The following is a 23,878-nucleotide window of genomic DNA, read 5'->3' as shown; positions in this document are numbered from 1 at the left end:
CGCCTACTCCTTCTCTCCCAGTTCCTCCAGCAGATCCAGTTGGGCCGCCAGCCGTTCCACGGCGGCCTCCACCCGCAAGATGCGCTTTCCCAGGCTGAGGGGCAGAAAACCCCGCTCCCCAAGGGCGCGCAGCTCGCTCTCCACCCAGCCGCCCTCGGGACCCACCGCCAGGCACCAGGGCTGGCCGCGGCGCGGCCGAGGCAGCTCGACCAGGCTGGGCCAGGGGCCGGGATGGGGCAGCAAGCGCAAGCTCGAGGCGGGCAGCAGGCGCTCCAGCTCGTCCTCCACAAAGGGCCGGAAGCGATCAAAGACGTAGACTTCGGGCGCCCGGGTGCAGAGTGCCTGCTCCATGCCCAGTTCCAGATGGCGCCGCCAGTCGCCCCGATGCAGCAGGGGACTTTGGAAATAGGATTTCTCCACCCGGGCGCTGCGGATGAGCACAAGGCGGCCCAGGCCCAGCTGCGGCGCCAGTTCGAGCAAGCGCCGCAGGACGGGAGGCCGGGGCAGGGCCAGGATCACGGTGCGCGGCTCCCGGGCGGACGGGGCTGGAAGCAGTTCCTCCTCCAGGTCAAGCAGAAGCGGGCTGAGGGGATGAGGATCCGCGCAGAGGCGGGCCCAGCGCATGGCGCCCTCCACCCGACCCACGCGCAGCCGATCACCGGCCTTGAGCCCCAGCACAGTGGCGACATGGAGCAGGCGCCGGTCCCCCGGACCCAGGCGGAGGCGACCCTCCTCCACCTCGGATCCGCGATAGAGCAGCAGGTTCATGGGGGGCTCAGGTCAGCCCGATGAGGCTTTGGTGGCGGCGCAGCATGCAATCGTTCATGACCACGGCCAGCCCCGCCTCCCGGGCGCGCAGGGCCGCCGGCAGGCTGACCACCTGGTCCTGCATCCACACCAGGCGGGTGACCTTGCCGATGGCCGCCTCGATGATGGCGGGCGCCTCCTCCCCGCGCCGGAAGATGCAGACGCAGTCCACTGGTCCGGGCAGGGCCGCCAGGTCCGGCCAGGCCGGTTGTCCCAGCGCTTCGCGGATCATCGGGTTGATGGGCAGGATCTGGTAGCCGGCCGCCTGCAGGTAGGCCGCCACCCGGTGGCTGGGCCGGGCCGGATTGTCGCTCAGGCCCACCACGGCAATGCTGTGGATCGACTGGAGCAAAGTGCGGATCTCCGCCAGCGCTGGATTGCTGAAACCCGACATCAGCGTCCCTCCTCCCCTTCGTCGCCACCCAAGCCCATGGTGGCCGTCTCCAGGTCGAGAAAGTGGGGCAGGGTCAGGGTGAAGGTGGAACCCCGCCCCGCCTCGCTTTGCAGGACGATGTCGCCGCCCAGCAGCTGGGCCAGCCGCCGGCTGATGGCCAGGCCCAGGCCCGTGCCCGAGGCCTTCATCACCCCGTCGGTCTGCCGGCTGCGGCGGAAGCGCTCGAAGACCTGCTCCTGCTCATCGCGGGCGATGCCGATCCCCGTGTCCATCACATCCAGGCGGATGAGGCCCGCCTCCGCCCCTGCCCGCAAGCGGACCTCCCCTTTGGGCGTGAACTTGATGGCGTTGCCAAGGAGATTGATGAGCACCTGCTCCACCTTGGCCCTATCGCTCACAAAGGTCGACTCCACCTGTCCCGCGGGCAGCTCCAGAACGACGGTCAATCCCCGCTCCTGGGCCAGCGGCTCCACCTGGAGCACCACGTCGCGCAGGAGCTGCAAGAGATCAAGCTCCTCCAGCTCCAGGCGCATGCGTCCTGCCTCAAGCCTCGAGTAGTCAAGGATGTTGTTGATCAGCCTCAGCTGGTTCTGCGAGCTGGTTATGACGCGCTCCAGGCTGAGACGCTGGCGGTCGGAGAGATTCGATTCGCGCAGCACCATGCGCGTGTAGCCCTGGATGGCGTTGAGGGGGGTGCGCAGCTCGTGGCTGACGGAGGACAGGAACTCGTTCTTGGCCCGTTCCGCCTCGGACACGTGGCGGCGGGCCAGCTCCACCTCCCGCTCGGCCTGCTGACGGATCCGCTCCAGCTCGAAGCCCTTGACCATCTGGTGAGCCTGCGCCTCTTCCACCCGGCCGCGCTCCACTCCCAGCTCGCGGCGCAGGCGGTTGATCCAGAGCAGCCAGGCCAGCTCGTGGGCGACCGTGGCCGGCTCCCGCTCCGGGTCACCCGCTTGGCCCTGGCCCACCAGCAGCCAGGCGGGCAGCGGCGCCCAGTGCGGCACCGGCAACACCAGCAGCTCCCCGATCTCGCGGCGCCGGCATTGTTCGGCCAGCCCCGCGGGCGCCCCTTCCGTCTGATGGGTGGAAAGGCGGTGGCAGACGCCGCCCGGCTGGGCGTGGACCCACGTGGTCAGCGCTTGGATGAGTGTCTCGGGCAGGGGGTCGGCATCCTCGAAGCGGTCACGGGCGGCCCATTCCGGATCCGTTGGACAGATTAGCCAGGCTCCCCGGCAACCCGGTCGTCCCGCGCACCAGGCCAGGATGCTGCGCAACAGGGCGACGGCATCCAAGTCCGGCGGGAACTCCCAGGGCAGGCAGGGCGCCTGGTTGGCCGGTGGGGCGGGCGGGGGCGCGGATGAGGGGGAAGGACGCCAGAAGCGCCAGTTCATGAAGCGCCTCACCCTTGGGCCGGTTCGGGGAAGCCCGGAATGTTGCGCGCCTGCAGACGACGGACTGTGCCGGTCAGACCGTCCAGCTGGCAAGCGTACTCGGCCAGCAGGTCCGCCAGACCATCCGGACGCGCCTCCAGGCGTGCCAGGGAGGCCAGACAGTGATCAACCTTCTCCACGAAACCATCAAGCGCCCGGCGGCGGATGTCCTGGGCCGCGCCCAGGCTCTGCAGGCGGAGGTCGCCCAGGCGCAAGCGCTGCAGACGCACGCGGCTACGAATGCGGATTAACAGCTCCTCCAGGCGGAAGGGCCGCTGCAGGACATCGTCCACGCTGCTGCGCAGCAGCTCGACCCCGGGTGTTGCCCGGCCGATGGACTGGCCGGGCAGGAGGGCGAGCACGGGCGGACTGAGCAGGTGGGGCGTATCCCACAGAGTCGCCAGGCGCTCCAGGACAGGCTTGACATGATCCAGGCGGTCCAGGCAGCTGAGGAGGACGAGGTCGACCTCCGCCGCGTGCTCCGCCACCGTCTCCTCGCGCACCAGCTCGGCGCCGTGGAGCACCAGGTCGCGCTCGAGGGCGGCATCGCGTCCCACCCCCGCCTCCGCGGCCAGCAGGACCAGTCGTGGATCGTCAGGGTCGCGCGCCGTCTCAGGCCGGGCCGACTCTTGCAGGCTGATGATCTGGGCCCCGCAGGGATAATCCTCGAGGGCGACGCGCTCCAGTTGCTCCAGGCGCGTGGCGATGTCGCGGGTCTTGACCAGGCAGCTGTGGATGCGGCCCAGCCGTTCGGCGTAGGCGGCAGGATCAAGCGTCTGCCGTTCCAGGCCCGCCTGCAGCAGTTGCAGATAGCCGCTGGCTCCGGCCAGGGGCTGGGCCAGCTCATGGGCGGCGGCCCCCACCATGGCGATGCGGCTCAGGGCCTCGGCCTGGACCCGGCGGCGCTTGAGATAGCCGGCAATGCGCAGCTGGACCTCCACGCGGGCCACCACATCGTCAATGTGAAAGGGCTTCAGCACATAATCGTCGGCGCGGGCGGCGAAGCCCTCGGCCTTGTCCTCCAGCTCGCTCTTGGCGGTGAGGAGGATGATCGGCAACTGCTCCAGGCCCTCGAGGTGGCGGATCTCCCGCGTCAGGCCGAAGCCGTCCAGGCGGGGCATCATCACATCCAGCAAGGCCAGATCCGGGCGGGCGCCGTCCTTCAGCAGATCCAGTGCCTCCACCCCGTCCTCCGCCGTGACAACCTGGAAGCCCCGGTCCTCCAGCTCGAAACGCAGGAGATCCACATTGAAGGGCTCGTCGTCCACCACCAGGATCAGCCGGTCCCGGAAGAACTCGCCTTCCTGCCAGGCGGCGGACTGGCCCGCCGTCGTCTCCGTTCCACTCATGGCGACCTCCGCACGATCTTGACCGAGGCGGCGCTGAGGCGCAATTCGGCGGGACCGGGCTGGTCGCTTAGATCCAGGGGCCGTCCGTCGCGCCAGAGGCGCAGGTGCTCCAGGGCGTCAACCTCCACGATGACCTCGGTGGCGCTGTGGAACTGAATGAGAGAGTCGGCCGGACAGAGGCCGTGAAAGACGGGACCGGCCGAGGCGAGGACGCGCAGCCGGGCGGGGCGGACGGTCTCGAGGCTGACCAGGAAGGAGGTGGCGGGTCCCTCCTCCTCCAGCGGTGCGGTGACGGCGGGCAGGATGTCCGGCGCGTCGGCGGGCGTCAATCTGAACACAAGCAAGCTGGCGCCCCAGACCAGGGCGGCGGCCAACAGCAGGAGGAGCGACCCGAGGGCGACCTTGTGCCGCATGGGCATGGCGGACCAGAAGGAGGGCACGGCCGCCGGGCGGCCCGATGCAGCCGGCCGGGGCGAGTCCAGCTCCTCCGGTGGGCGTCGCGCCGCCGGGAGAGGAATGCGAATGGGCGTGGGGATGGGCGCCTCATCGGCGGCGGAACGCTGGGCGGGCGGGGGCGGCAGGTAGCCCAGCTCATCGAAGCGCTTGAGCACTTTCTCCCGCACCATGCCGATGCACTCGGCATAGGCCGTCAGGTAGCCGCGCAGATAGGGTCCGGGAATGCGCTCCCACTCACCGGACTCCAGGGCCTCCAGATAGATCAGCGCGATGTGGGTCTCCCCTGCCACCTGATCCAGCGCCACCAGCTGGTATTCGCGGGCCTTGAGCAATTCCTGGGTGAAGGCCCGCCGGGCCGAACTCTCCTCTGCCATGCGGCAAAGGTATCAAAGAGGCTGCCATTTGGGACCGGCCGGCGTCGGCCTCAGGTCGCGGGCGGCGGCCACCAGTTCGCGGCAGACCGTGGCCAGGGGCAGGCCCATCACACTGAAGTAGTCTCCGTCCAGGGCGGCCACCAGCAAGGCGCCTCCCTCCTGGATGCCGTAGGCGCCCGCCTTGTCCAGCGGTTCGCCCCCCGCCACATAGGCCAGGATCTGCTCGCGACCCAGCTCGTGGAAGAGGACGCGGGTGCGGACATGCCCTGTCCGTTCACCGCCTTCCCCCGCCGTCAGAATGGCCCAGCCCGTGTAGACCTCGTGCCAGCGGCCGGAGAGCTGCTGCAACATGTCGACGGCCTCCGCGGCGTCGCGGGGCTTGCCCAGCACCAGGTCGTCCAGCACGACCACCGTGTCGGCGCCCAGGATCAGGCCCTGCCGGTGGCGAAGGGCCACCTGGCGCGCCTTTGCCCAGGCCAGGCGCTCCACCTGGCGGGCGGGGGCTTCGCCGGCCAGCGGACGCTCGTCCATGTCGGCGCTGTCCACGGTGAATTGCAGCCCCACGCGGGTCAGCAACTCGCGCCGGCGCGGCGAGGCCGAAGCCAGGACAAGGGGCGGCAGCTCGGCCGGGGGACACAGCCAGAACATGGGATTCACCTCAGAATAGCCGCCACGGCGTAGACCAACAGGCCCGCCACCAGCAGCTGTTTGCAGAAGGCCGACAGCCGGGCCGCCCGGTCCCGCTTGGCCAGGCCGCCGCGCAGCACCTGCCGCAGGAGGAGCGGCGCCACGGCCAGGGCGATCAAATGCGCTGCCCGCAGCACAGGGTCGGGCGGCCCCAGAAGCAGGGCCAGCAAGGGCGGAAGCAGGGCCAGGACCGCCACCTGGGCCAGCAGCCGCTGGAGCGCCACCGGTCCGGCGGCCAGCACCCAGGTGCGTCGGCCCGCCTGGCGGTCGCCCGCCACGTCCTCGGCATCCTTGGCCAACTCCCGCGCCAGGTGCAGCAATCCAGCCAGCAGGGCCGGCACGAGGGCCGCCTCCGGCCTGGCGCCCAGGCCCGCCCAGACCTGCGACAACGCGCCGAAGCCGACACTGGCCGCGGCCAGGGAGGCGACGGCCATGTTGCCGGCCAGGCCGGCCTGCTTGCCCTGGCGGGCATACCAGCCAAGCAGGGCCAGGCAGGCGGCCACCAGCAGCAGGGCCTCCCAGGCGATGGCCAGGGCCAGGGCCAGGGCGCCCAGGGAGGCCCCCGCGGCGGCGCGGCGGGCCGCCCCCATGGACAGACGGCCGGAGGGAAGCGGCCGTCCGGGGCGGTTGATGCGATCCTCCGCCAGGTCGGCCAAATCGTTCCACAGGTTGCCGGCGGCCAGGGCCAGGGCCGTGCCCCCCGCCGCCAGCCAGGCCGCCCCATGAGCCAGGGCGTCGGCCTGGGCCAGCAGCGCCCCCACCAGGACGGCCAGGACCGCCATGAGCACGTTGAGCGGCCGGCAGGCCTCCAACAGGGCAGGAATCATGCCTGCTCCTTCCGTGGATTTGGACTGATCAGAATCGGTTGATCAGGCGCACATGCAGGAGGCCTTCCCGCCAGGCGGAGCCGGGAGGCAGGGCGTACTGCAGCTCGAGCTGGCCCTGCCGGATGGGCAGGACCAGCGCCGCGCCGCGGCCCTGCGTCTCGTGCCGGGTCAGGGCGTCGTCCCGCCACAACAGGCCGTCCCAGAAGAGGGCGGCCCGGGCGGCGGGACCCAGCAGCAGGCGCCACTCCAATTGGAGCAGGACCCACTCCCGGGCCCGGATCCCCTCGTCCCGCGTGCCGCGGGGACCGGCCAGGCCGCCCAGGAGGAACTGGTCCTCCCGGCCCGGCACGTCGCTTCCGCGGAAGCGCCCGGCCCCCACCGCGACGTGGGCCACCTGGCGCCGCCCGGCGGGCAGCCAGACGGCCCCCTCGAACCGTTGGCGATGCAGGTCCAGGTCGGCGCCGCGCGGGGGCAGGCCTCGCAAGGATTCGGTGCGACGCTGCACCAGCGCCTCCTCGGCCGCGGCCCGCCAGCCCAGGCGCGGGTTGCGCGGATCGTCCCGCCGGTCGATGCCGCCGCCCAGGCGCCACTCCAGCGCCCGGCTGGCGTCGATGCCCGCCCCATGATAGCCGTTGAGGCTGTCCGGCGCCAGGTCCCGGCGCAGCAGGGCTCCGGACAGACGCCAACCCGGCCGCGGTTCCCAGCCCAGGGCGAGGCCCAGCTCCTGCTCCACCCAGGTGGAGTCCTGCACGCGCTGGCCCAGGGAGAAGGCGGCGTCCACCGGCCAGCCCAGGACGAAGGGTTCGCGGTAGGCCACCCGCACCTGCTGCGACCAGCCTTCGGGTCGGCTGGCGAGGATTTCCATGGCGCGGCCCGTTCCCATCAGGTTGGCCAGGTCCAGGCTGAAGTGGTAGCCCAGGCGGCCCGCCTCGCCGCTGCGGCCCGGCAGCCAGGCCAGCAGGCCGTCGAAGCGGTAGGAGGGCAGCTCCTCGGCCCGCAACAGCCAGGCCAGGCCGTCGGGCGTGCGGCAGAGGGCGGGTCCTTCCAGGGTGCTGAACCAGCCGGTGGCGAGCAGGCGCCGCCGGGCGTCGGCCACGCGGGCCGGGTCATAGGGCGCGCCGGCTTTCAGGCGCGCCAGGCGTTCGAAGGTAAGCTGGCGGGTCAGCCCCGCATCCAGCACGACCAGCCGGCCCGGGCGGATCGTGTCGGCGTCGGCCAGGGCGGCGCGCAGGTCCAGGGACAGCTCGGATGCCTCGGCGCCCGGACCCGGCGCCAGGGTGATCTCGCGGATCTGCAACTGGGCGAGGGGCCGGCCGCGGGCCGCCAGGCGTTGCAGCCAGGCGCGCAGGCCCTCTTCCAGGCGACCGTCGCGCAGGACGGCGCCGGGCGGCAGGTCGAGGGCGGGATCGGGCAGCTCGGGCCGCGGCGGATCCAGCCAGAGCCGGCCCATCACCAGGCGCGGTCCCTCGTCCAATTCGAGGACGAGCAGGCGCGGGGGCGTGGCCGTGCTGTCCACCTGCAGGGTCCAGTCCAGGAAGGGCCGGCCCGCCTCGGCGTAGACAAGGGCGAGACTGTCCAGGCGCTCCTGCCAGCGGCGCGGATCCAGGGTCTGGCCGGCCCCAAGCAGGCGGCGCAGGCGCTGGGTGCTCCACTCGCGGTGTCCCCGCAACTCCAGGGTGGGAGACACTGCGAGCAGACTGTCGGCGGCGGCAGGCAGGACATGCGGCAGGAGAAGGGCCAGCAGGAAGGCCACCATGATCAGCCGGCGGCGCATCAGAAGAAGCTCTGGATCTGGAGCCGCCCCGTCTGCTGGGCGCGCCGCTCGGGCAGGGCGTCCAGTTGCCAGGAGAGGGTGAGGCGGGTCTGGCGGCCGATCTGGAAGCGTCCATCGAGGCCGGCCCGCCAGGTGCGGCCCACCCGGGCGCCGCCCAGCAGCTCGTAGGGGATGATCCGTTGATCAGCCCAGGCCTGCTGCCAGGAGAGGCGCGCCCCCAGGCTGCCTTTCAGGCCCAGGCGGCCGTCCAGGGCCGGCTCCAGGCGCAGGCGGCGCCCGGCCAGATCGCTGGGCGCGTCGCGGGCCGCCTCAAGTTCCGCCGTTGCCCGGCCCAGCCAGCCCGGCGCCACTTCGCGGGAGAACTCCCCCTCCAGGCGCAGGGCGCGGATCTCCCGGCGCTCCTGCGCTTGTCCCGGCATGAGTACCTCCTGACGGCGCGTTTCCACTTCAAGGGAGGCGCGCCCGCTGCCCAGGCGGTCCTGGGCGCGCAAGGCCAGCCGCCGCGTCCAGGCGCGACGCGCGGCGGCGATGCTGGGCTGCTCCAGGCTGCGCTCCTCCTGCCAGCGCAGCCGCCAACGCCGCTGGCCACCGGCCCCGCCCGGCGCCAGCTCCAGATCCTGCCGCGAGTGGATGCGCCCGCTCTGGGTGGAGTCTCCCTGGAAGGCGGCCGGCTGCAGGAGATAGAGTCGGGTGGGATCGGCCAGACGGCTGGTCTCCTCCGCCAGCAGGCGATGGTCGCCGGACCAGACGCCCCGCTCCCAGCGCCAGTCGCCCTCCAGGAGGAGGCGGGCGGCGCGGCGCTGTCGTCCGGTCTCCCAGGGAAGGGCGATGTAGTCGCCGTCCGGATCGGGCACGAAGAGGTCCGGGTTGAAGGGATCGCGGCTGTAGTCGCCCTGCAGGCTGTCCACTTGCAGGTACTGGGTCAGGCGCTCCGCCGCCAGGTTCTGCTCCACCTGGTAGCGCAGGGACCAGGCCGAGTGGTTGCCCCGCCGGCGGAGGTCGAGCAGGGCCAGGTCCCGCACGGCGTCGACGGAATCCGCCCCGGCATAGTCCAAGCGACGGTGGGTCCAGTCCACCTCCCCCTGCAAGTCGCCCGCCCAGCGCAGACGGCTGCGCCACTGGTCGGCCCGGCTGTGGGCGGCCCAGCCCTCGTCGTCCCGCCGCTCGCCCAGGCGCCTTTGCCGCTCCAGCGAGGCCTCGCCCGCGACGCCCAGGCGGCGCTCGAAGCGGATCAAGCCCTGGCGGAAAGCCTCGCCCGCCGCCCCGCTTCCCATCCGTTCGCGGCGCTCTCCTTCCCAGCCGCCGAGCAGACGGTGCCGCTCCCAGCCGTAGCCCTGTTCCAGCCTGAGGCCGTCCAGGCGGGAACGGCTGGCCGGAGCCTCCAGTCTCCGCTGGCGGGCCTCGCCCTCGCTGGTGGGGCCGCGGCGGGGCAGCCAGCGCCAAACGCCCTCCCACAGCCGGCTCTCCTCCTCGGCGCGGCGCAGCAGGGAGGCCCGCTGGCGCCAGAGCAGGGTGTCGCCGCCCCGCAGCCCCCAGGCCAGGTCGGCGCGCTCCAGGCCGCCGCCCCGGGCCAATCCATAGAGGCGCTCGAACTCGATCTCATCCACGTTCTGCAGCGGCCGGAAATCCGCCTGCTCGCGGATGCCCGCCACCTCCACCTCGCCGCGGCCCAGCGGCCGGGCGGCCGGCCAGGGCTGGGAACGCCAGCGCAGGCGACCCCGCAGGGCGGCGCCCTGGTTGTCCTCGTCGTCCCGGCCGGAGAGCAGGTTGAGGTCCTGGCGGGAGAGGGCGGCCTCCCCCTCCAGCTCGAAACCGCCCCGGCGCCAGGTGAGGCGCGTGTCCAGGACTTCGGCGGCGGTGGGCGCCGCCAGCGGGATGACGGGCGCCCAGGCGCCGCCCGCCTCGCCCTCGAAGCGGTACCAGACCCGGCCGCTGGAGCTGTACTGGCGCGAGTAGTCCCCCAGCCAAAGGCCCTGCTCGTCGCGCCCCAGCTCGCTGAAACGCAGCTCGTAGCGGTACTCGTCGGCGCCGCCGCCGGGGGGCAGCTCCGCCCACTCGTACCAACCCCAGCGGCCGGCCAGCGAATCCACCAGGCGCCACGAGCCCTGGCCCGCCACCACCCGCCGCACGCCGCTGCCCCAGGCCGCCGCCGCGCCGCCCAGGCCATCGCCCGCCTCGGCCAGCAGCCGCCGGTCCTGGGCGTCGAGGAAGGCGTCAAGGGGACGGTCGGCGTCATCCCGCTCCCCGGCCAGCCCCAGGCTCATCTCCACGCCCTGCCCCAATGGCGTGCGGGCCTCGACCCCATAAAGGGTGCGGGCGTAAAGGCGCTCGGAGTACTGGTACTCCACCTGGATGCGGCTGTGGGAGGTGATGGGGCGCCGCACGGTGAAGTGAAGCTGGCCCAGTCCGTAATCCATCGTGTAGTCCCGCTCCTCGCCGCGGCTCAGCGCGATGCCGTCCAGCCAGACGCGCTCGCTGCCGGCCAGCACCAGGATCAGGCCGCTGCCCTGATCGGAGCGCAACTGCCAGGGGCCCTGCACTCCCTCCTGTCCGGCGAATTCCATCCGGTGGAAGCGGCCCCGCGAACCGGCCAGGTGGGCTTGGACGAGGACCGGGCTCCCCCCCCCGGCGCCGCGGTTGTCGTAGCCCGCCCGCAAGCCGTCCACCGTGCGCCGGTAGTCCAGGTAGTCGCCGCTGCGCAGGTGGAGGTCGATGTCACCCAGCATGGCGCTCCAGTGCGGGCTGCGCACGGCCACGTGGATGCGGTCCACCTCTTCGAGGCTCTCGCTGCGGCCCTCGGGCTGGATGGGCGTGTTGCGGTCCGAGAGGAAGGCCTCGACCTCCACGTCGGGACCGATCTGGCCGTCCACCTGCAGGCGCAGGCCCGATTCCATGCCCACCTGGCCGCCCGTTCCCACCCGGATGCCGCGCAGGAAGGAGCCTGAGGTGCGCAGGCGGGAGCCGAACTCCTCCTCCCGCCCGGGCAGGCCGGCCAGTCCGGGCGGGGCGGCGAGGGAGTCCCCCGCCCGCCCCGGCACGACCCAGGGCAGATCTTCCCGCCGTTGGAGAGCAAGGTTGGCGGGCAGGGCCAGGCGCAGCACGCGGTAATCGATGCGGCAGGGGCGCCCCAACCAGCGCGGATGGAGCACCAGCACGCGCCCGGCCACCGCGTCCAGGCGATAGTCGATCCCTTCACGCAGCAGCTCCCCCTCCACGGCACAGGTGAGCGAGCCCGGCTCCACCGGCGCGTCGGGCAGCTGCATCTCCGCCTCGGCCGGACCTTGCCAGAGACGGTCGCGCGGATGGCCTCCTCCCGCCCGGATCGCCGCCGGGAGGGTCAGAAGCATGGCCAGGAACAGGGCCAGGAGAGAGGCTCGCGGCATCAGGGCGGGCCGTCCAGCGGGGTCAGCCAGAGGGCGGGTGCCCCCGAGCGGGCCAGGAGCAGGCCAGGGTCCTGCTCCCACGGGAGCCAGACGAAGTCCCGCGGCGGATGCGCCGCCAGGTCGGGCGGGGCGACGAAGGCCGCCAGCAGTGGCCCGCCCTGGGCGGGGAGGCGATCGAGGAAGGCCGCCTCGGGCCAGGACTCGAGCACCAGGCTGTCCGCCACGCTGCGCAACAGGAGCAGCTCCCGCGGGCCGCCGCGATGGAGCGCGAGCAGGCCCGGCTCCTCGCGCGACAGCAGCCAGCCGCCCTCGGTTCCTCCCATGAGCAGGCGGGGCGGGTCGCCGCTCTGGTCGAGCAGGTAGATGCGCTCGCCCACCGTCTCCAGCGAGCGCAGGCGTAGCGCCCCGCTGCGGGAATAGTCCAGCAGGAGGGACCAGCGTTCGCCGGGCCGCTTGACCGCGATCCGGCCCGCGCGGCTGTCCGCCGCCACCAAAGTGCGGCCGGCGCTGACGGCGAGCAGGTCGGGACGGGCCAGGTCCAGTCCGGCCGGCAGGTCCTCGCGGCCCAGGAAGGAGAGCTCCCGCGTGTACTGGCTGACGGCGCGGCGGCCGGTGTCGAGGATGAGCACCTGCAGGCCCAGGCGGGCGTCGGCCTCGCTGGGCCGGTCCACGCCCCCGGGTCCGGCCCCGGCGCCCACCACGGTGGTCCAGGTGAAGCGGGTCGGCGCTTCCGCGACTGGACGCAGGAGGAGGACCTCGCCCCGGCTGGGCGACAGGGCCAGCACGGCGCCGTCCGGGCCATGAGCCTCGAGGGCGTGGCACTCGGGCAGTTCCTGCGCCGTGGCGCGCCAGGATGTCGTCACCAGGGCCAGGGCAAGCAGGATCAGGATCGTCTTCGCGCACCGGAGCATGGTCGAATGTACCACGCGGGAGCCGCTCCCGGAGGCCGCCGGGCGACTGGTTTGCACATTGGCGGGGGAAGGGCTAAGTTTTGTCCGCGTCGCCTGTGGACGACGCCGCGGTCGCCCCGGCACGGGGCGGCTTGTGTAATGGGGCAGTAGCTCAGTTGGTAGAGCATCACGTTCGCAATGTGGGGGTCGTGGGTTCGAATCCCATCTGCTCCATCTCCCCACCGGCCCGGGGCGACCTGGGCCTTTTTCTTGACTGGTCGCCACAGACGCGGAGGTGATCCGTGGACGCTTACACCCGATTGGCGCAAGGCCTGCATCATGACCCCTTCGACCTGCTCGGCTTCCATCCTGAAGCGGGGCGCTGGCGCCTGCGGACCTGGGCGCCCGACTGCGCCGCCGTCCACCTGGAGGGGCCGGTGTCCCGCCCCCTGCAGGAGACGCGTCCCGGCCTCTTCGAGATCCTGCTGGATGAGCGTCTGCCCGCCGCCGCCTGCCGCTTGCGGCTGACCCATCTGAGCGGAGATTACTGGGAAGAGGGCTGCCCCTGGGTGCACCCGCCCCTCCTGGGCGAGCTTGACCTGCATCTCATCCACGAGGGCCGGCACCAGGAGTTGTGGAAAGTGCTGGGCAGCCGTCGGCGGCTGGTCGACGGCTGCGAGGGCGTCCATTTCGCCCTGTGGGCGCCGGGCGCCCGGCGCGTCTCGGTGGTGGGCGACTTCAATCGCTGGGATGGCCGCCGTCATCCCTGCCGCAACCGCGGCGCCAGCGGGGTTTGGGAGCTGTTCGTTCCCGGCCTGGAGCCGGGGGGGCGCTACAAGTACGAGATCCACGGGGCGGACGGACGGATCGCGCTCAAGGCCGATCCCCTCGGCCGCGAGGCGGAACTGCGTCCCGGCACCGCCTCGCTCGTGCCGGCGGACCCGCCCTACGCCTGGGGCGACGCCGCCTGGATGGAGGAACGGCGGCAGCGTCCGCAGCTGGACCGCCCGCTCAGCATCTACGAGCTGCATCCGGGCAGCTGGCGCAGGCCCTGGGACGGCCGGACCTTCCATGACTGGGGGCAGCTGGCCGACCAGTTGATCCCCTACCTGCTCGAGCAGGGCTTCACCCACGTCGAGCTCCTGCCCGTGATGGAGCACCCCCTGGACGCCTCGTGGGGCTACCAGGTGCTGGGCTACTACGCCCCCACCGCCCGCTTCGGCTCGCCCGACGCCTTCCGCGCCTTCGTCGACCGCCTGCACCAGGCCGGCCTGGGCGTCATCCTGGACTGGGTGCCCGCCCACTTCCCCAAGGATGGACACGGCCTCGCCCGTCTGGACGGCACGGCCCTCTACGAGCACGAGGATCCCCGCCAGGGCGAGCACCCGGACTGGGGCACCCTTGTCTTCAATTTCGGCCGCCGCGAGGTGCGCAACTTCCTCCTGGCCAACGCCCTCTATTGGATCGAGGAGTTCCACGCCGACGGCCTGCGCATCGATGCCGTCGCCTCCATGCTCTACCTGGACTACAGCCGAGGCGAGGGCGGGTGGGTGCCCAACATCCACGGCGGCCGCGAGAACCTGGAGGCGATCGACTTCCTGCGCGAGCTGAACATCCTGCTCTTCGGACGCTACCCGGGCCTGCTCTCCGTGGCCGAGGAGAGCACGAGCTGGCCGATGGTGAGCCGCCCCGTCCATCTGGGCGGGTTGGGCTTCAACCTGAAGTGGAACATGGGGTGGATGAACGACACCCTGCGCTACTTCGAGCTGGATCCCGTGCATCGCCGCTGGCACCACGACCTGATGAGCTTTTCCCTCATGTACGCCTGGCACGAGAACTTCATCCTCGTGCTCAGCCACGACGAGGTGGTGCACGGCAAGAAAAGCCTGCTCTCCCGCATGCCGGGGGATCCCTGGCAGCAGCGCGCCAACCTGCGCCTGCTGCTGGCCTGGATGTGGTGCCATCCCGGGCGCAAGCTCCTCTTCATGGGCGGCGAATGGGGCCAGACGGCGGAGTGGGACGAGGGCGCCCAGCTGGACTGGGCCGCCCTGGCACTGCCCGAGCACGCCGGCCTGCAACTGCTGGTGCGGCAGCTCAATGCCCTGCTCCGGGGGGAACCGGCGCTCTCCGAGCTGGATTTCGTGCCGGAGGGCTTCGAGTGGATCAACGTCCACGACGCCGAGCACAGCGTCTTCAGCTTCCTGCGCCGCAGCCGCGCCGGCGGGGAGCTGCTCGTCGTGGCCAACGCCACCCCCGTGCCGCGCCTGGGCTACCGGGTGGGCCTGCCGGTCCCGGGCTACTGGCGGGAGATCCTCAACACGGACGCCGCCTGCTACGGCGGCTCCAACCTGGGCAACGCGGGCGGCTCCCACAGCGAAGCCCAGGGTTGGGATGGCCGCGACCACAGCCTCGTGCTGACGCTGCCGCCGCTGGGCCTGCTGGTGCTCAAACAGGATGATCCGGCCTGAGCGCGCTGAAGTTGACCGGTCGGGATGCCGATCTACCGCCTGTCAACCAGGCTGGAGGGGCACCATGAGAATCCCGGCGGAATTTGTTCAGTACCGCGACCGTATTCGCAATTCAACCTTATGGAACCTGCGCCTGGAGGACATGGAGCGCGACGAGCTGCTGGCCGTGATCGGCTATCTGTGCGACCGCGCCGCCCGCAGCGCCCTTCACCTGATGCCGCCCGAGGTGGTCCGACCCCGCGTCAAGGCCCGCATCGGCTTGCGCCAGGGCTGAGACACCCCCGCTCAAGCCATGCTTCCGAAGCTGGCGCCCGCCCGGTGCCGGCTTCCACCGCTCTCCGCTCCGACCGGCTCAAGGCAGGAGCGGGGCGATGCTCCGCAGGATCTGGTTCTCGAGGGAGGCCATGGCGCGGCGGGTGAGGGGACCGGGCGCCTCGTCGAAGCTTCGCCCGCCCACCCGCGTCAAGGGCCGGATCCCCACCACCGAGTTGGTCAGAAAGGCTTCGCTGGCGCGCTCCAGATCGCCCAGCTTGAGGATGCGCACCTCCGCGGGCAGGCGCTCGTCGTCCAGCACCCGGCCGCGCACGATGCCCGGCAGGATGCCCACCTCCCGGGGCGGCGTCAGCGCGCAGCCGTCCACCACCAGGAAGATGTTGCTGACGGTGCCCTCGAGCAGGCGATCCAGCTCGTCCACCACCAGCACCTCCCGCTCGTCGGACTGGCAGGGGAAGAGCCAGGAGCGCCCCTCGCCCGGACCCGTCGCGTCCCAGTGGCGGAAGAGCCGGTAGAAGAGCCGGTTGCCTGTCTTGTGGCGGGCAAGGGGATCCAGGTGGCGGTTGTTGACCCGTGCCAGGCCGGCAGCGCAGGGGGCGCGGTCATCCAGGCCGGCCACCTGCATGAGCACGTGTTCGGTGACCTCGGCGCCGCGCAGGAGGGGGGCCAGTTCGGGATCTACCGCCGGGTCGCCGCTGGCGGGGGCCAAGGGCCTGCCACGGAAGAGGGTAATGCGCAGGCGGCCCTGTTCCAGCAGGTTGCCCGTGAGCAGGTGGTCCACCGCCACCCGCACCCGCCCCTCTTTCAACCGGGTGGCATAGCCCAGCGCGGCCGCGCTGAAGTTGAGCCGCGCCAGATGCTCCTCCAGGAAGACAGGGACCGTTTCCACGACGGGCAGGGTCTCGAAGAGGCTGTCGCCGTAGAGCAGGGCCGGGCTGAGGGCGCTGACCATCACCTCGTCCTGGTGGCGGATGCGGTAGTCCAGGATGCAGTAGCGCGGGTTCATGCCGGTTCCTTTCCGCCCCCGGCCACCGCCGCCAGGAGACGGTCCAAATGCTGCTCGGCGCTCTCGTCGGCGGGCAGGGGCACGGCCCGGCCGGCGCGCCGGTAGTGGGGGTCGCGCTCGGCGTGCAGCGCCCGCACGCGGCCGGCCCGCTCATCCGCCGGCAGATCCGCCAGGAGGGGGCGGGAGGCGGCCGCCGGTCCCGCCAAGCGCTGGATGATCAGGTCGAGGTCGGTGTCCAGGTAGAGGCAAAGCCCGGCCTCGCGCAGCCGCCGCGCCAGGCCCGGCCGGCAGGGCAGGCCGCCGCCCACGGCCAGCACACCCCGGACGGCGCCCGCCAGTCGACGGAAGGCCTCCTCCTCTCGTCGGCGGAAGCCTGCTTCGCCCTCGCGGCGGAAGATCTCTCCCACCGGGCAGCCCGCCACCCGCTCCACCTCGCGGTCCAGATCCTTGAAGGGGCGCCCCAGGCAGAGGGCGAGCAGGGAGCCCAGCATCGTCTTGCCGCAGGCCATGAAGCCCACCAGGATGATCATGCCGGCTCCGGCCCCGTGATGGAGGCCCAGCGCCGCTCGCCCTCCTGGAGGCGGCGACGCGTCTCCTCCCAGCTGTCGGCGCCGAAGACCTCCAGCAGGGCGCGGGCCGCCTCCCAGGCCAGCACGTGTCCGGCGATGACGGCCAGGGCGGGCAGGGCGCAGACGTCGCTCCGCTCACGGTGTGCGGAGTGGGGCGCCAGGCTGTCCAGCTGCACACTGGGCAAGGGGCGGCGCAGGGTCGAGAGCGGTTTCATGGCCAGGCGCAGCCAGAGGGTCTCGCCCGTCGTCATGCCGCCCTCCAGGCCGCCCTGGCGATTGCCGCCCCGACCCACCCGTCCCCCGGGCATGGGCAGGATGGGATCGAGAGCCGCCCGACCGCCCTGGGCGGCGGCGGCAAAGGCCTCGCCGATCTCCAGCCCCTTGACGGCGGGCAGGCTGAGCAGGGCGGCGGCCAGGCGTCCATCCAGCCGGCGGTCCCAGTGGACATGGCTGCCGAGACCGGCGGGCAGGCCGGTGGCGCGGCATTCCACCACGCCGCCCAGGGTGTCCCCCGCCTCGCGCGCCGCGTCGATGGCCGCCACCATGCGGGCCTCGGCTTCCGGATCCAGGCAGGCCACCGGACTGGCGTCGGCGCGGGCGGCCAACTCGCCCGCGGGCGTCTCGAGAGAGGGACGGCTGCCCGGCGCCGCTTCCAGGCCGCCCAGCGCCGTCACGAAGGCGCCGGTCTGCACGCCGAGCGGCTCCAGCAGCTGCACGGCCACCGCCCCGGCCAATACGCGGTTGACCGTCTCGCGGGCGCTGGCCCGCTCCAGGACGTTGCGCAGATCCCGATGCCCGTATTTGAGGGCGCCGGGCAGGTCGGCGTGGCCCGGCCGTGGCACGCGCACGGGCGCCCCGGCGGCGGCGCCATCGCCAGGCGGGGCCGGGGCCATGGCCTCGGCCCAGTTGGCGTGGTCCAGGTTGGGCACGACCAGAAGCAGGGGGCTGCCCAGGGTGAGGCCGTGGCGCAGCCCGGCCAGGATCTCCACCCGATCCTGCTCGATGCCCATGCGCCCGCCGCGGCCATGGCCCTGCTGGCGCCGCGCCAGTTCCCGATCGATGCGGTCCGCGCTGAGGGGGAGGCCCGCCGGCAGTCCCTCCAGCACGATGCCCATGGCGGGGCCATGGGACTCCCCGGCGGAAAGCCATCTCATGGGGTGGACTCCGCCGGTCCGCCGGGCGCGACCAGCTCCAGCTCGCGCCGCAGATCCTCCTCGGCGAAGGGGAGGCCGCTCCACGCCTCAAAGGCGCGCCGGGCCTGAGCCACCAGCATCTCCAGCCCCTCCACCGTCCGAGCGCCACGGTCCCGGGCGGCCGCGAGAAAGGCCGTCCGGCGAGGCCGGTAGACCAGATCGAAGCAGGCGGCGCCTGGCTGGATCCACTCCGGCGGACAGGGCAGCTCCGCCGCGAGGGGACCCTCCGTCCCCAGCGGCGTGGCATTGACGATGAGATCGGCCGGCGCGGGGAGGGGGTCCGCCCAGCCCAGGGCCGTCCAGCGGGCCCGGGCCGTGGAGAACTCCTCGACCAGGGCGCGGGCGGAGTCGCGCCGGCGGCTGCGCACGGTCACCGCCTCGACGAAGGGCATGGAGGCGAGGACGTGCAGCACGGCCCGCGCCGCGCCGCCGCCCCCCACCACCAGGGCGTGGCTGAAGGCCAGCCGACGGCGGGCCAGGGGTCGCAGGAAGCCCTCGCTGTCGCTGTTCTCGCCGATCCAGCCCTGCTCGGCCCGCAGCAGCAGGTTGACGCCGCCGATGGAGATGGCCTCCGGGCTCATCCCCAGCAGGTGGGGTTCAAGGGCCGTCTTCCAGGGCATGGTGACGGAGAGGCCCTGCCAGCCGGCCTCGTGCGCGCGGGCGAGGGCGGCTCCCAGCTCCTCGCGGCGGGACAGGTCCAGCAGGTCGAACTCCAGGTCGATGCCGGCCAGCTCGGCGGCGCGGCGATGGATGCGGGGCGAGAGGCTGCCGGCGATCCCGCGGCCCAGCAGGCCCACGCGCAGCCTGGCCTGGGGACTGGGGACGACGGGACGGGGAAAGTAATCGGGCATGGCCATCTCCTCCGCGGCCGCATCGGTGGAAGGGTGCTCAGCCCACCAGGCGGCGCAGGGTCTCCAGGAAGGCGGGAAAGCTGGAGTTCACCGCTTCGCCCCCCTCGATCACGCTCTCGTCATCCGCCGCCAGGGCCAGCACGGCGGCGGCCATGGCCATGCGGTGGTCGCCCCGGGCATCGAAGCGGCCGGCCCGGATGCGCTCCGGGGGTTGCAGGATGAAACCGTCGGCCCGCTCCTCCACCTGGCCGCCGAAAGCCGCCAGCATGCGGCAGACGCCGCTGATGCGGTCGCTCTCCTTGTGGCGGAGTTCACCGGCATCCTCCACCACGAAGGGTTCGTCGGTGGCCATGGCCACGGCGGCCAGCACGGGAATCTCGTCCAGCAGGCGGGGGATGAGGGGTCCACCCACCCGCCGGGCGCTGAGGGGCAACCCAGCCCTGACCCGCAGGTGGGCCACCGGCTCGGCGATGGGGCATTGCTCACCGGGATGGCAACCTTGCGCACCGCAGAAGGCGGGGCCGCAGAAGCCCTCGCCGGGGATCTCCTCCAGGTCGATGGCCGCCCCCCACTCCATCAGCTCGTCCAGGTACTGGCGGCGAAAGGGGTTGACCAGGAGGTCGGGGATGAGCAGTTCGCCTTCCTCCATCAGCAGCATGGCCGCCACGAAAAAAGCCGCGGTGGATGGGTCGGCGGGCAGCCGGACCTCGCTCCAGGGCTGGCGGGGCATGTCGCGGGACGACACGATCCACTCCCGCACGGCGCTCGTCCGGCCGTTGCTGGTGCAGGCGACCATCTCCGAGGTGAGCCCCAGCAACCGCTCCGTGTGGTCGCGGCTGGGCAGCGGCTCGCGGATGCGGCTTTCACCCTCGGCCTGGAGGGCGGCCAGGACGACGGCGCTCTTGAGCTGGGCCGACGGCACGGGCAGCTCATAGCTCAGGCCGCGCAGGGAACCGCCGCGCAGGCGCAGGGGCAAGCCGTCGCGCTGCAGCTCGATCTCCGCCCCCATCAGCCGCAGGGGGCGCGCCACCCGTTCCATGGGACGGCGGCTGAGCGACTCGTCGCCGCGCAGCTCCACCGGGAAGGGAGAGCCGGCCAGCAGACCCATCAGGAGACGGGCCGTCGTGCCGCTGTTGCCGCAATCGATCACGCCGGGAGCCCGCCAGCCACCGCGGCCGGGGCTGTCCAGGAGGATGTGGTCGCCCGTGCGCTCGACACGGACGCCCAGGGCCTGCACCGCATCCAGGCTGGCTCCCACGTCCTGGCCGTCGGGCAGCCCGATCAGTCCGCTGCGCCCCTCGACAAGAGCGGCGCGCAGAAGATGCCGGTGGCTGAGGGATTTGTCACCCGGCAGGCGCAACGTGCCGGAAATGCGGCGGGCGGGTTGGATGCGCATGAGTCCTTTCAGGGGATCAGCGGTCCCCGGAGTACTTTTCGATCCGCAAGACCTTGAATCGCTTGGTGCCGGCCGGCACCTGGATCTCCGCCACCTCGCCCACTTTCTTGCCCAGCAGTCCCTTGGCGACGGGACTGCCCACCGAGATGCGCCCGCTGGCGAAGTCCATCTCCTCGGGCTCCACCAGCTTGAAGACCACCTCGCGCTCCAGGCCCAGATCCATCAAGGTCACTTCCGTGAAGGCGCGCACGCTGGAGGTGTCCACGTCGTCCTCGTCCACGATGCGGCAGGCGGCGAGGCGCTCCTCCAACTTGGCGACCTTGTACATGAGCATGCTGAGTTCCTCGCGGGCGGCGTGGTACTCGGCGTTCTCCGACAAGTCGCCCAGGTCGCGGGCCGAGGCGATCCGATCTCGGATGGCCGGCTGCTCCACCTCGCGCATGGCCCGCAGCTCATCCTGGAGCCGCTGATAGGATTTGCGTGTGATGACCTGGCTCACCGGCGCTCCTTGATCCATTAAAAAGTGGCGCCGGCGGCGCCACTGGCGTGTCATGTCCCCACGGCGACTCCCTTTGCCGCCGCCCCGGCGGTCCGCGGACCTGTCGACGGGCCCCAACATAGGAATTGGCCTCCCTTCGGCCAACCCTTGCCCGGCCCCCCTGAAAGGGCCGGTCGGCTTCAGCCGGGAGTCACCATGCGACCCAGGGGGCGCCCACCGAAGATGTGCACGTGGAAATGCGGCACCTCCTGCCCGGCATCCGCCCCGTGATTGGCCAGGATGCGGTAGCCCCGCGGCGGCAGTCCCAATTCGCGCGCCGTGGCTCCCACCGCCCGCAGGAAGCCGGCCTGCAGCTCGGGCGGAGCCAGGCGGCTGAAATCATCCAGACTGCGGTAAGGCCCCTTGGGAATGACCAGCACGTGGACGGGGGCCTGCGGATGCAGGTCGTGGAAGGCAAGGGCGTACTCGTCCTCGTAGACCTTGCGGCAGGGGATTTCTCCGCGCAGGATGCGGGCGAAGATGTTGCTTTCGTCGTAATTCATGGCCGTCTCCGCTTGACCGGGACAACTTGCCGCCCGCGATCGGTTCGATCAAGTCCGCCGGTCGCTCCCGGTGGGCAGGGTGGGCAAGACCCGGGCCTGCAGCCACGTTTGGCCGGGGCGGCGCCGGCTGCGGACATGCAGGATGTAGAGAGGCAGGGCGGCCAGCAGCAGGCCGGCCAGGAAGGAGAGAGCCTCGCGGCCGGGCAGGCCGGCCGACAGATGCCAGCCCAGGCCCGTGCCCAGGCAAAGTCCCGCCAGGGGGTAGCCATAGCTCCAGAGGGAGGCGGAGAGCAGACGGCCCCCGGTCACGGCCACACGGACGCGCTGCCCCACCTGAAGCTCCACACCTTCCGCTTCGGCGAGCAGGGAGCGTCGCCCGGCATCCGCGGGCCGGCAGAAGAGGCGGGCGCCGCATTCCTCGCAGGCGGGACCGGCCGCCAGCTGGACCAGGGCCAGCAGGGGGGGTCCCGGCTGGATCTCCCGCACCACGCCCTCCTCGACCTGAAGCTCCCGGTCGGCGGACCTGTCCTTGGCTGGCATCCAGGCCATGGGCTTCTCCAGGTGGCTGCGCCGCTCAGGACGCGTCGACGGGCGGCTTCGGCGCGCCGTGCAAGAGACCGAGGGCGCCCGTGCGGCACTTGTCCAGCGGGATGAGGGCGGGATCCACCCGCTCATGGTCGATGACGGCCAGGTTCTCCCGCACCGTGATGGCGCCGTCCGATTTGCGGGCGCAGATGCCGCAGCCCAGGCAGGCCACCGCGCAGACTTTCTTGGCCGTGCGGGGATCGTCCTTGGATCGGCAGAAGACGAAGAGCTCGCGGTCCTCCGGGTGCAGCTCGATCACGTCCCGCGGGCAGGCCCGGGCGCAGACGCCGCAACCGGTGCAGAGGGCGTCGATCACCTCGGGCAGGCCCTCCTCGTTCATCACCAGGGCGTCGAACTGGCAGGCCACCACGCAATCGGCGCCGCCCAGGCAGCCGTGGAGGCAGGCCTTCTCGCCGCCCGCCACCAGGGCCTGTGCCGCACAGGAGGAGGGTCCACGGTAGTCGGCCTTGACGGCGGCCTTGCCCTCCCCGCCACGGCAGAGGACGCGGGCCACCAGGCGCGCGCTCTCCCCCGCCTCGACGCCCAGGACGCGGGCGATCTCGGCCGCCACCTCCGCCCCTCCCACCGGACAGCCGGTCACGGCCTTCTCCCCCGCCACCACCTTGACGGCGAAGTCCTGGCAGCCGGCCAGTCCGCAGGCGCCGCAGTTGGCGCCGGGCAGCTCGGCCGCCACCAGGGCGATGCGCGGATCCTCTTCCACGCGCAACTTGCGATCGGCCAGGGCCAGCGCCCCGGCGAACACGGCTCCCAGCCCCCCCATCGCCAGCAGGGCCGGCAGCACCGCCTGGTCCATCACTGTATCCTCCCCGCCACGGTACCCGGCCAGCCGGAGCTGGACAAGGCCTTGCCGTCGGCATCCACCACCAGCACCTCAAGCTCCGGCCGGGCCGCCGCCAATGCCATCGCCGCCGACGGCCCCGCCACGAACAGGGCGGTGGCCCAGGCGTCGGCCTCGGCGCAGGTGGGGGCCAGCACGGAGACGCTACGGCACCCGTCGGCCGGCCGGCCGGTGGCCGGATCCAGCAGGTGATGCCAGCGGCGTCCATCTTCAAAGAAGCAGTTCTCGTAGTCCCCCGAGGTGGCCACCGCCCGCCCCTCGTCCAGCGTGAAGCTGGCGAGCAGGGCGCCCTCGTCGCGCGGATGCTGGACGCCCACTGTCCAGCCCCGGCCCAGGACGCCCACTTCCCCGCCGGCGTTGACCAGGGCCCGTGTCACGCCGCCCTCGCGCAGGACGGCCAGGGCGCGGTCCACGGCCAGGCCCTTGGCCAGGGCGCCAAAGGCATAGTCGGCCAGATCGCCTCCGGCGTCTCGCACCGTGCGCGTGGCCAGCAAGGAATCCAGCTCCCGCTCGGTGGGGCGGCGCGGCTCGGACTCCCAGCCCCACAGGTCGATCAGGTCGCGGAGGCGAAGATCCAGCGCCCCGCCGCTGGCCTGGCCGATGCGGCGGCCCAACTCGACCAGCTGCGCCACCTCCAGCGATTCGGCGGTGTCGGCCGGCCCTTCCTCCACCTGCCGGGGATTGTAGATCCGTTCCAGGCGGGCCATTTCGGCGAAGGCCCGCTCCAGCGCGGCCTCCCCGGCCATATCCAGCGGCCCGGGCAGGCGGATCTCCACCAGGGTCCCCATCAGCGGCCGGGTGCGCGAGACCGGCTCCGGGCTGCGCGCTCCCAGGCAGCGACCGATCAGCAGGCCGATCCCCGCCGCCAGCAGGGCAAGCAGGAGATCGCGCCGCCAGCGGCGCCATGCCCCGGCCTGGCGCCGGAAGGGCTCGCTGGTGCGGCGCAGCATCTCAGGCCTCCAGCTCCACCAGCAGACCGGCCGGGGCGCACACCAGACGCTCCCCCGCCAGGCTGACGCGACCCTGCCTCAAACAGTGCCGGTGCCGGCAGGCGGCTTCCACCACGGCCAATCCGCCGTCCTGCACGGACAACGCCACCCGTCGGCCGTCGCGCCCATGGAAGACGTGCTCGCCGTTCCGCCCCAGGTCCAGGCTGGCCACATGGCCCTGCGGTCCCAGGATGAGGGCGCGGCGCGCCTGGCTTCCCTCCTGGCGCAGGTCGACCCACTGGGTGGCCGGCCGCCCCGCCCAGCGCCGGCGCAGGGC

The 23,878-nt window shown here is 72.3% G+C and carries 23 protein-coding genes and 1 tRNA gene; 3 read left to right on the top strand and 21 right to left on the bottom strand.

The genetic code is table 11. The features are described from left to right. Positions 1–3: 3 nt before the first annotated feature. The 10 genes from Q8O14_05340 to Q8O14_05295 are packed head-to-tail and all read right to left on the bottom strand — an operon-like array spanning position 4 to position 12,392. Positions 4–768, bottom strand: coding sequence for an RsmE family RNA methyltransferase (locus Q8O14_05340; protein MDP2360160.1), 765 nt, complete (start codon positions 766–768; stop codon positions 4–6). Between the two features lie 7 nt (positions 769–775). Beyond that, on the bottom strand, positions 776–1,201 hold the full coding sequence (locus tag Q8O14_05335; GenBank protein ID MDP2360159.1) for a CoA-binding protein: 426 nt from the start codon (positions 1,199–1,201) through the stop codon (positions 776–778). Continuing rightward, positions 1,201–2,592, bottom strand: a complete 1,392-nt coding sequence (locus Q8O14_05330; GenBank protein ID MDP2360158.1) for an ATP-binding protein — start codon at positions 2,590–2,592, stop codon at positions 1,201–1,203. Before Q8O14_05330 ends, Q8O14_05335 begins: the two co-directional genes overlap by 1 nt. Positions 2,593–2,600: 8 nt before the next feature. Further along, complete coding sequence (locus Q8O14_05325; protein MDP2360157.1) at positions 2,601–3,980, bottom strand: response regulator; 1,380 nt, start codon at positions 3,978–3,980, stop codon at positions 2,601–2,603. Continuing rightward, positions 3,977–4,810, bottom strand: a complete 834-nt coding sequence (locus Q8O14_05320; protein MDP2360156.1) for a helix-turn-helix transcriptional regulator — start codon at positions 4,808–4,810, stop codon at positions 3,977–3,979. The genes Q8O14_05325 and Q8O14_05320 overlap by 4 nt, the downstream gene beginning before the upstream one ends. Positions 4,811–4,822: 12 nt before the next feature. Further along, positions 4,823–5,458 carry a Maf family protein gene (locus Q8O14_05315; GenBank protein MDP2360155.1) on the bottom strand — a complete coding sequence of 212 codons (636 nt, stop codon included), beginning with the start codon at positions 5,456–5,458 and terminating at the stop codon, positions 4,823–4,825. Between the two features lie 5 nt (positions 5,459–5,463). Then, positions 5,464–6,324 (bottom strand): UbiA family prenyltransferase, encoded by an 861-nt coding sequence (locus tag Q8O14_05310; GenBank protein MDP2360154.1) that lies wholly within the window; start codon positions 6,322–6,324, stop codon positions 5,464–5,466. A gap of 28 nt (positions 6,325–6,352) precedes the next feature. After that, positions 6,353–8,098: a hypothetical protein gene (locus Q8O14_05305; GenBank protein ID MDP2360153.1), complete on the bottom strand. Its 1,746-nt coding sequence runs from the start codon at positions 8,096–8,098 to the stop codon at positions 6,353–6,355. Continuing rightward, on the bottom strand, positions 8,098–11,481 hold the full coding sequence (locus tag Q8O14_05300; GenBank protein ID MDP2360152.1) for a hypothetical protein: 3,384 nt from the start codon (positions 11,479–11,481) through the stop codon (positions 8,098–8,100). The genes Q8O14_05305 and Q8O14_05300 overlap by 1 nt, the downstream gene beginning before the upstream one ends. Then, complete coding sequence (locus tag Q8O14_05295) at positions 11,481–12,392, bottom strand: hypothetical protein (protein MDP2360151.1); 912 nt, start codon at positions 12,390–12,392, stop codon at positions 11,481–11,483. Before Q8O14_05295 ends, Q8O14_05300 begins: the two co-directional genes overlap by 1 nt. 140 nt (positions 12,393–12,532) lie before the next feature. On the opposite strand from Q8O14_05295, the gene Q8O14_05290 reads away from it, so the two are divergent. The 3 genes from Q8O14_05290 to Q8O14_05280 all read left to right on the top strand — a co-directional run bounded on the left by Q8O14_05290 (position 12,533) and on the right by Q8O14_05280 (position 15,113). After that, a tRNA-Ala gene (locus Q8O14_05290) sits at positions 12,533–12,605 on the top strand. A 68-nt stretch (positions 12,606–12,673) separates the two neighbouring features. Further along, the gene (gene glgB, locus Q8O14_05285) at positions 12,674–14,839 is read left to right on the top strand and encodes a 1,4-alpha-glucan branching protein GlgB (GenBank protein ID MDP2360150.1); all 2,166 of its coding nucleotides are present in this window, start codon (positions 12,674–12,676) and stop codon (positions 14,837–14,839) included. Between the two features lie 64 nt (positions 14,840–14,903). Then, on the top strand, positions 14,904–15,113 hold the full coding sequence (locus Q8O14_05280; protein ID MDP2360149.1) for a hypothetical protein: 210 nt from the start codon (positions 14,904–14,906) through the stop codon (positions 15,111–15,113). 78 nt (positions 15,114–15,191) lie between these two features. Here Q8O14_05280 and Q8O14_05275 read toward each other — a convergent pair whose 3' ends face one another. The 11 genes from Q8O14_05275 to Q8O14_05225 form a co-directional block, all read right to left on the bottom strand. Further along, positions 15,192–16,118: an aminotransferase class IV gene (locus Q8O14_05275; protein ID MDP2360148.1), complete on the bottom strand. Its 927-nt coding sequence runs from the start codon at positions 16,116–16,118 to the stop codon at positions 15,192–15,194. Next, complete coding sequence (locus tag Q8O14_05270; protein ID MDP2360147.1) at positions 16,115–16,648, bottom strand: shikimate kinase; 534 nt, start codon at positions 16,646–16,648, stop codon at positions 16,115–16,117. The genes Q8O14_05275 and Q8O14_05270 overlap by 4 nt, the downstream gene beginning before the upstream one ends. Then, complete coding sequence (gene aroC / locus Q8O14_05265) at positions 16,645–17,841, bottom strand: chorismate synthase (GenBank protein ID MDP2360146.1); 1,197 nt, start codon at positions 17,839–17,841, stop codon at positions 16,645–16,647. Before aroC ends, Q8O14_05270 begins: the two co-directional genes overlap by 4 nt. Further along, complete coding sequence (locus tag Q8O14_05260) at positions 17,838–18,731, bottom strand: shikimate dehydrogenase (GenBank protein ID MDP2360145.1); 894 nt, start codon at positions 18,729–18,731, stop codon at positions 17,838–17,840. The genes aroC and Q8O14_05260 overlap by 4 nt, the downstream gene beginning before the upstream one ends. A gap of 37 nt (positions 18,732–18,768) precedes the next feature. Further along, positions 18,769–20,127 (bottom strand): 3-phosphoshikimate 1-carboxyvinyltransferase, encoded by a 1,359-nt coding sequence (gene aroA / locus Q8O14_05255; protein MDP2360144.1) that lies wholly within the window; start codon positions 20,125–20,127, stop codon positions 18,769–18,771. A gap of 16 nt (positions 20,128–20,143) precedes the next feature. Beyond that, positions 20,144–20,626, bottom strand: coding sequence for a transcription elongation factor GreA (greA, locus tag Q8O14_05250; protein MDP2360143.1), 483 nt, complete (start codon positions 20,624–20,626; stop codon positions 20,144–20,146). A 179-nt stretch (positions 20,627–20,805) separates the two neighbouring features. Continuing rightward, complete coding sequence (locus Q8O14_05245) at positions 20,806–21,168, bottom strand: histidine triad nucleotide-binding protein (GenBank protein MDP2360142.1); 363 nt, start codon at positions 21,166–21,168, stop codon at positions 20,806–20,808. 48 nt (positions 21,169–21,216) lie between these two features. Further along, the gene (locus tag Q8O14_05240) at positions 21,217–21,717 is read right to left on the bottom strand and encodes a SoxR reducing system RseC family protein (protein MDP2360141.1); all 501 of its coding nucleotides are present in this window, start codon (positions 21,715–21,717) and stop codon (positions 21,217–21,219) included. Positions 21,718–21,742: 25 nt separating this feature from the next. Then, positions 21,743–22,567: an RnfABCDGE type electron transport complex subunit B gene (locus Q8O14_05235; protein MDP2360140.1), complete on the bottom strand. Its 825-nt coding sequence runs from the start codon at positions 22,565–22,567 to the stop codon at positions 21,743–21,745. Continuing rightward, positions 22,567–23,562 carry an FAD:protein FMN transferase gene (locus Q8O14_05230; protein MDP2360139.1) on the bottom strand — a complete coding sequence of 332 codons (996 nt, stop codon included), beginning with the start codon at positions 23,560–23,562 and terminating at the stop codon, positions 22,567–22,569. The genes Q8O14_05235 and Q8O14_05230 overlap by 1 nt, the downstream gene beginning before the upstream one ends. Position 23,563: 1 nt before the next feature. Continuing rightward, the coding region (locus Q8O14_05225) for a NusG domain II-containing protein (GenBank protein ID MDP2360138.1) at positions 23,564–23,878 on the bottom strand (315 nt) is incomplete at its 5' end.

Source organism: bacterium, from assembly GCA_030685015.1.
In the GTDB taxonomy this organism is placed as follows: Bacteria; CAIWAD01; CAIWAD01; order CAIWAD01; family CAIWAD01; genus CAIWAD01.
Note: the sequence above shows the minus strand (reverse complement) of the source record. Positions and strands in the feature narration are given on the sequence as shown.

Coding starts and splice junctions, on each gene's coding strand:
- Q8O14_05320 (MDP2360156.1), bottom strand. CDS start 4,810: ATGGCAGAGGAGAGTTCGGCCCGGCGGGCCTTCACCCAGGAATTGCTC.
- aroA (MDP2360144.1), bottom strand. CDS start 20,127: ATGCGCATCCAACCCGCCCGCCGCATTTCCGGCACGTTGCGCCTGCCG.
- Q8O14_05245 (MDP2360142.1), bottom strand. CDS start 21,168: ATGAATTACGACGAAAGCAACATCTTCGCCCGCATCCTGCGCGGAGAA.
- Q8O14_05260 (MDP2360145.1), bottom strand. CDS start 18,731: ATGCCCGATTACTTTCCCCGTCCCGTCGTCCCCAGTCCCCAGGCCAGG.
- Q8O14_05305 (MDP2360153.1), bottom strand. CDS start 8,098: ATGCGCCGCCGGCTGATCATGGTGGCCTTCCTGCTGGCCCTTCTCCTG.
- Q8O14_05235 (MDP2360140.1), bottom strand. CDS start 22,567: ATGGACCAGGCGGTGCTGCCGGCCCTGCTGGCGATGGGGGGGCTGGGA.
- Q8O14_05230 (MDP2360139.1), bottom strand. CDS start 23,562: ATGCTGCGCCGCACCAGCGAGCCCTTCCGGCGCCAGGCCGGGGCATGG.
- Q8O14_05310 (MDP2360154.1), bottom strand. CDS start 6,324: ATGATTCCTGCCCTGTTGGAGGCCTGCCGGCCGCTCAACGTGCTCATG.
- Q8O14_05270 (MDP2360147.1), bottom strand. CDS start 16,648: ATGATCATCCTGGTGGGCTTCATGGCCTGCGGCAAGACGATGCTGGGC.
- Q8O14_05275 (MDP2360148.1), bottom strand. CDS start 16,118: ATGAACCCGCGCTACTGCATCCTGGACTACCGCATCCGCCACCAGGAC.
- Q8O14_05335 (MDP2360159.1), bottom strand. CDS start 1,201: ATGTCGGGTTTCAGCAATCCAGCGCTGGCGGAGATCCGCACTTTGCTC.
- Q8O14_05330 (MDP2360158.1), bottom strand. CDS start 2,592: ATGAACTGGCGCTTCTGGCGTCCTTCCCCCTCATCCGCGCCCCCGCCC.
- Q8O14_05280 (MDP2360149.1), top strand. CDS start 14,904: ATGAGAATCCCGGCGGAATTTGTTCAGTACCGCGACCGTATTCGCAAT.
- Q8O14_05325 (MDP2360157.1), bottom strand. CDS start 3,980: ATGAGTGGAACGGAGACGACGGCGGGCCAGTCCGCCGCCTGGCAGGAA.
- aroC (MDP2360146.1), bottom strand. CDS start 17,841: ATGAGATGGCTTTCCGCCGGGGAGTCCCATGGCCCCGCCATGGGCATC.
- Q8O14_05300 (MDP2360152.1), bottom strand. CDS start 11,481: ATGCCGCGAGCCTCTCTCCTGGCCCTGTTCCTGGCCATGCTTCTGACC.
- Q8O14_05340 (MDP2360160.1), bottom strand. CDS start 768: ATGAACCTGCTGCTCTATCGCGGATCCGAGGTGGAGGAGGGTCGCCTC.
- Q8O14_05295 (MDP2360151.1), bottom strand. CDS start 12,392: ATGCTCCGGTGCGCGAAGACGATCCTGATCCTGCTTGCCCTGGCCCTG.
- Q8O14_05240 (MDP2360141.1), bottom strand. CDS start 21,717: ATGGCCTGGATGCCAGCCAAGGACAGGTCCGCCGACCGGGAGCTTCAG.
- Q8O14_05315 (MDP2360155.1), bottom strand. CDS start 5,458: ATGTTCTGGCTGTGTCCCCCGGCCGAGCTGCCGCCCCTTGTCCTGGCT.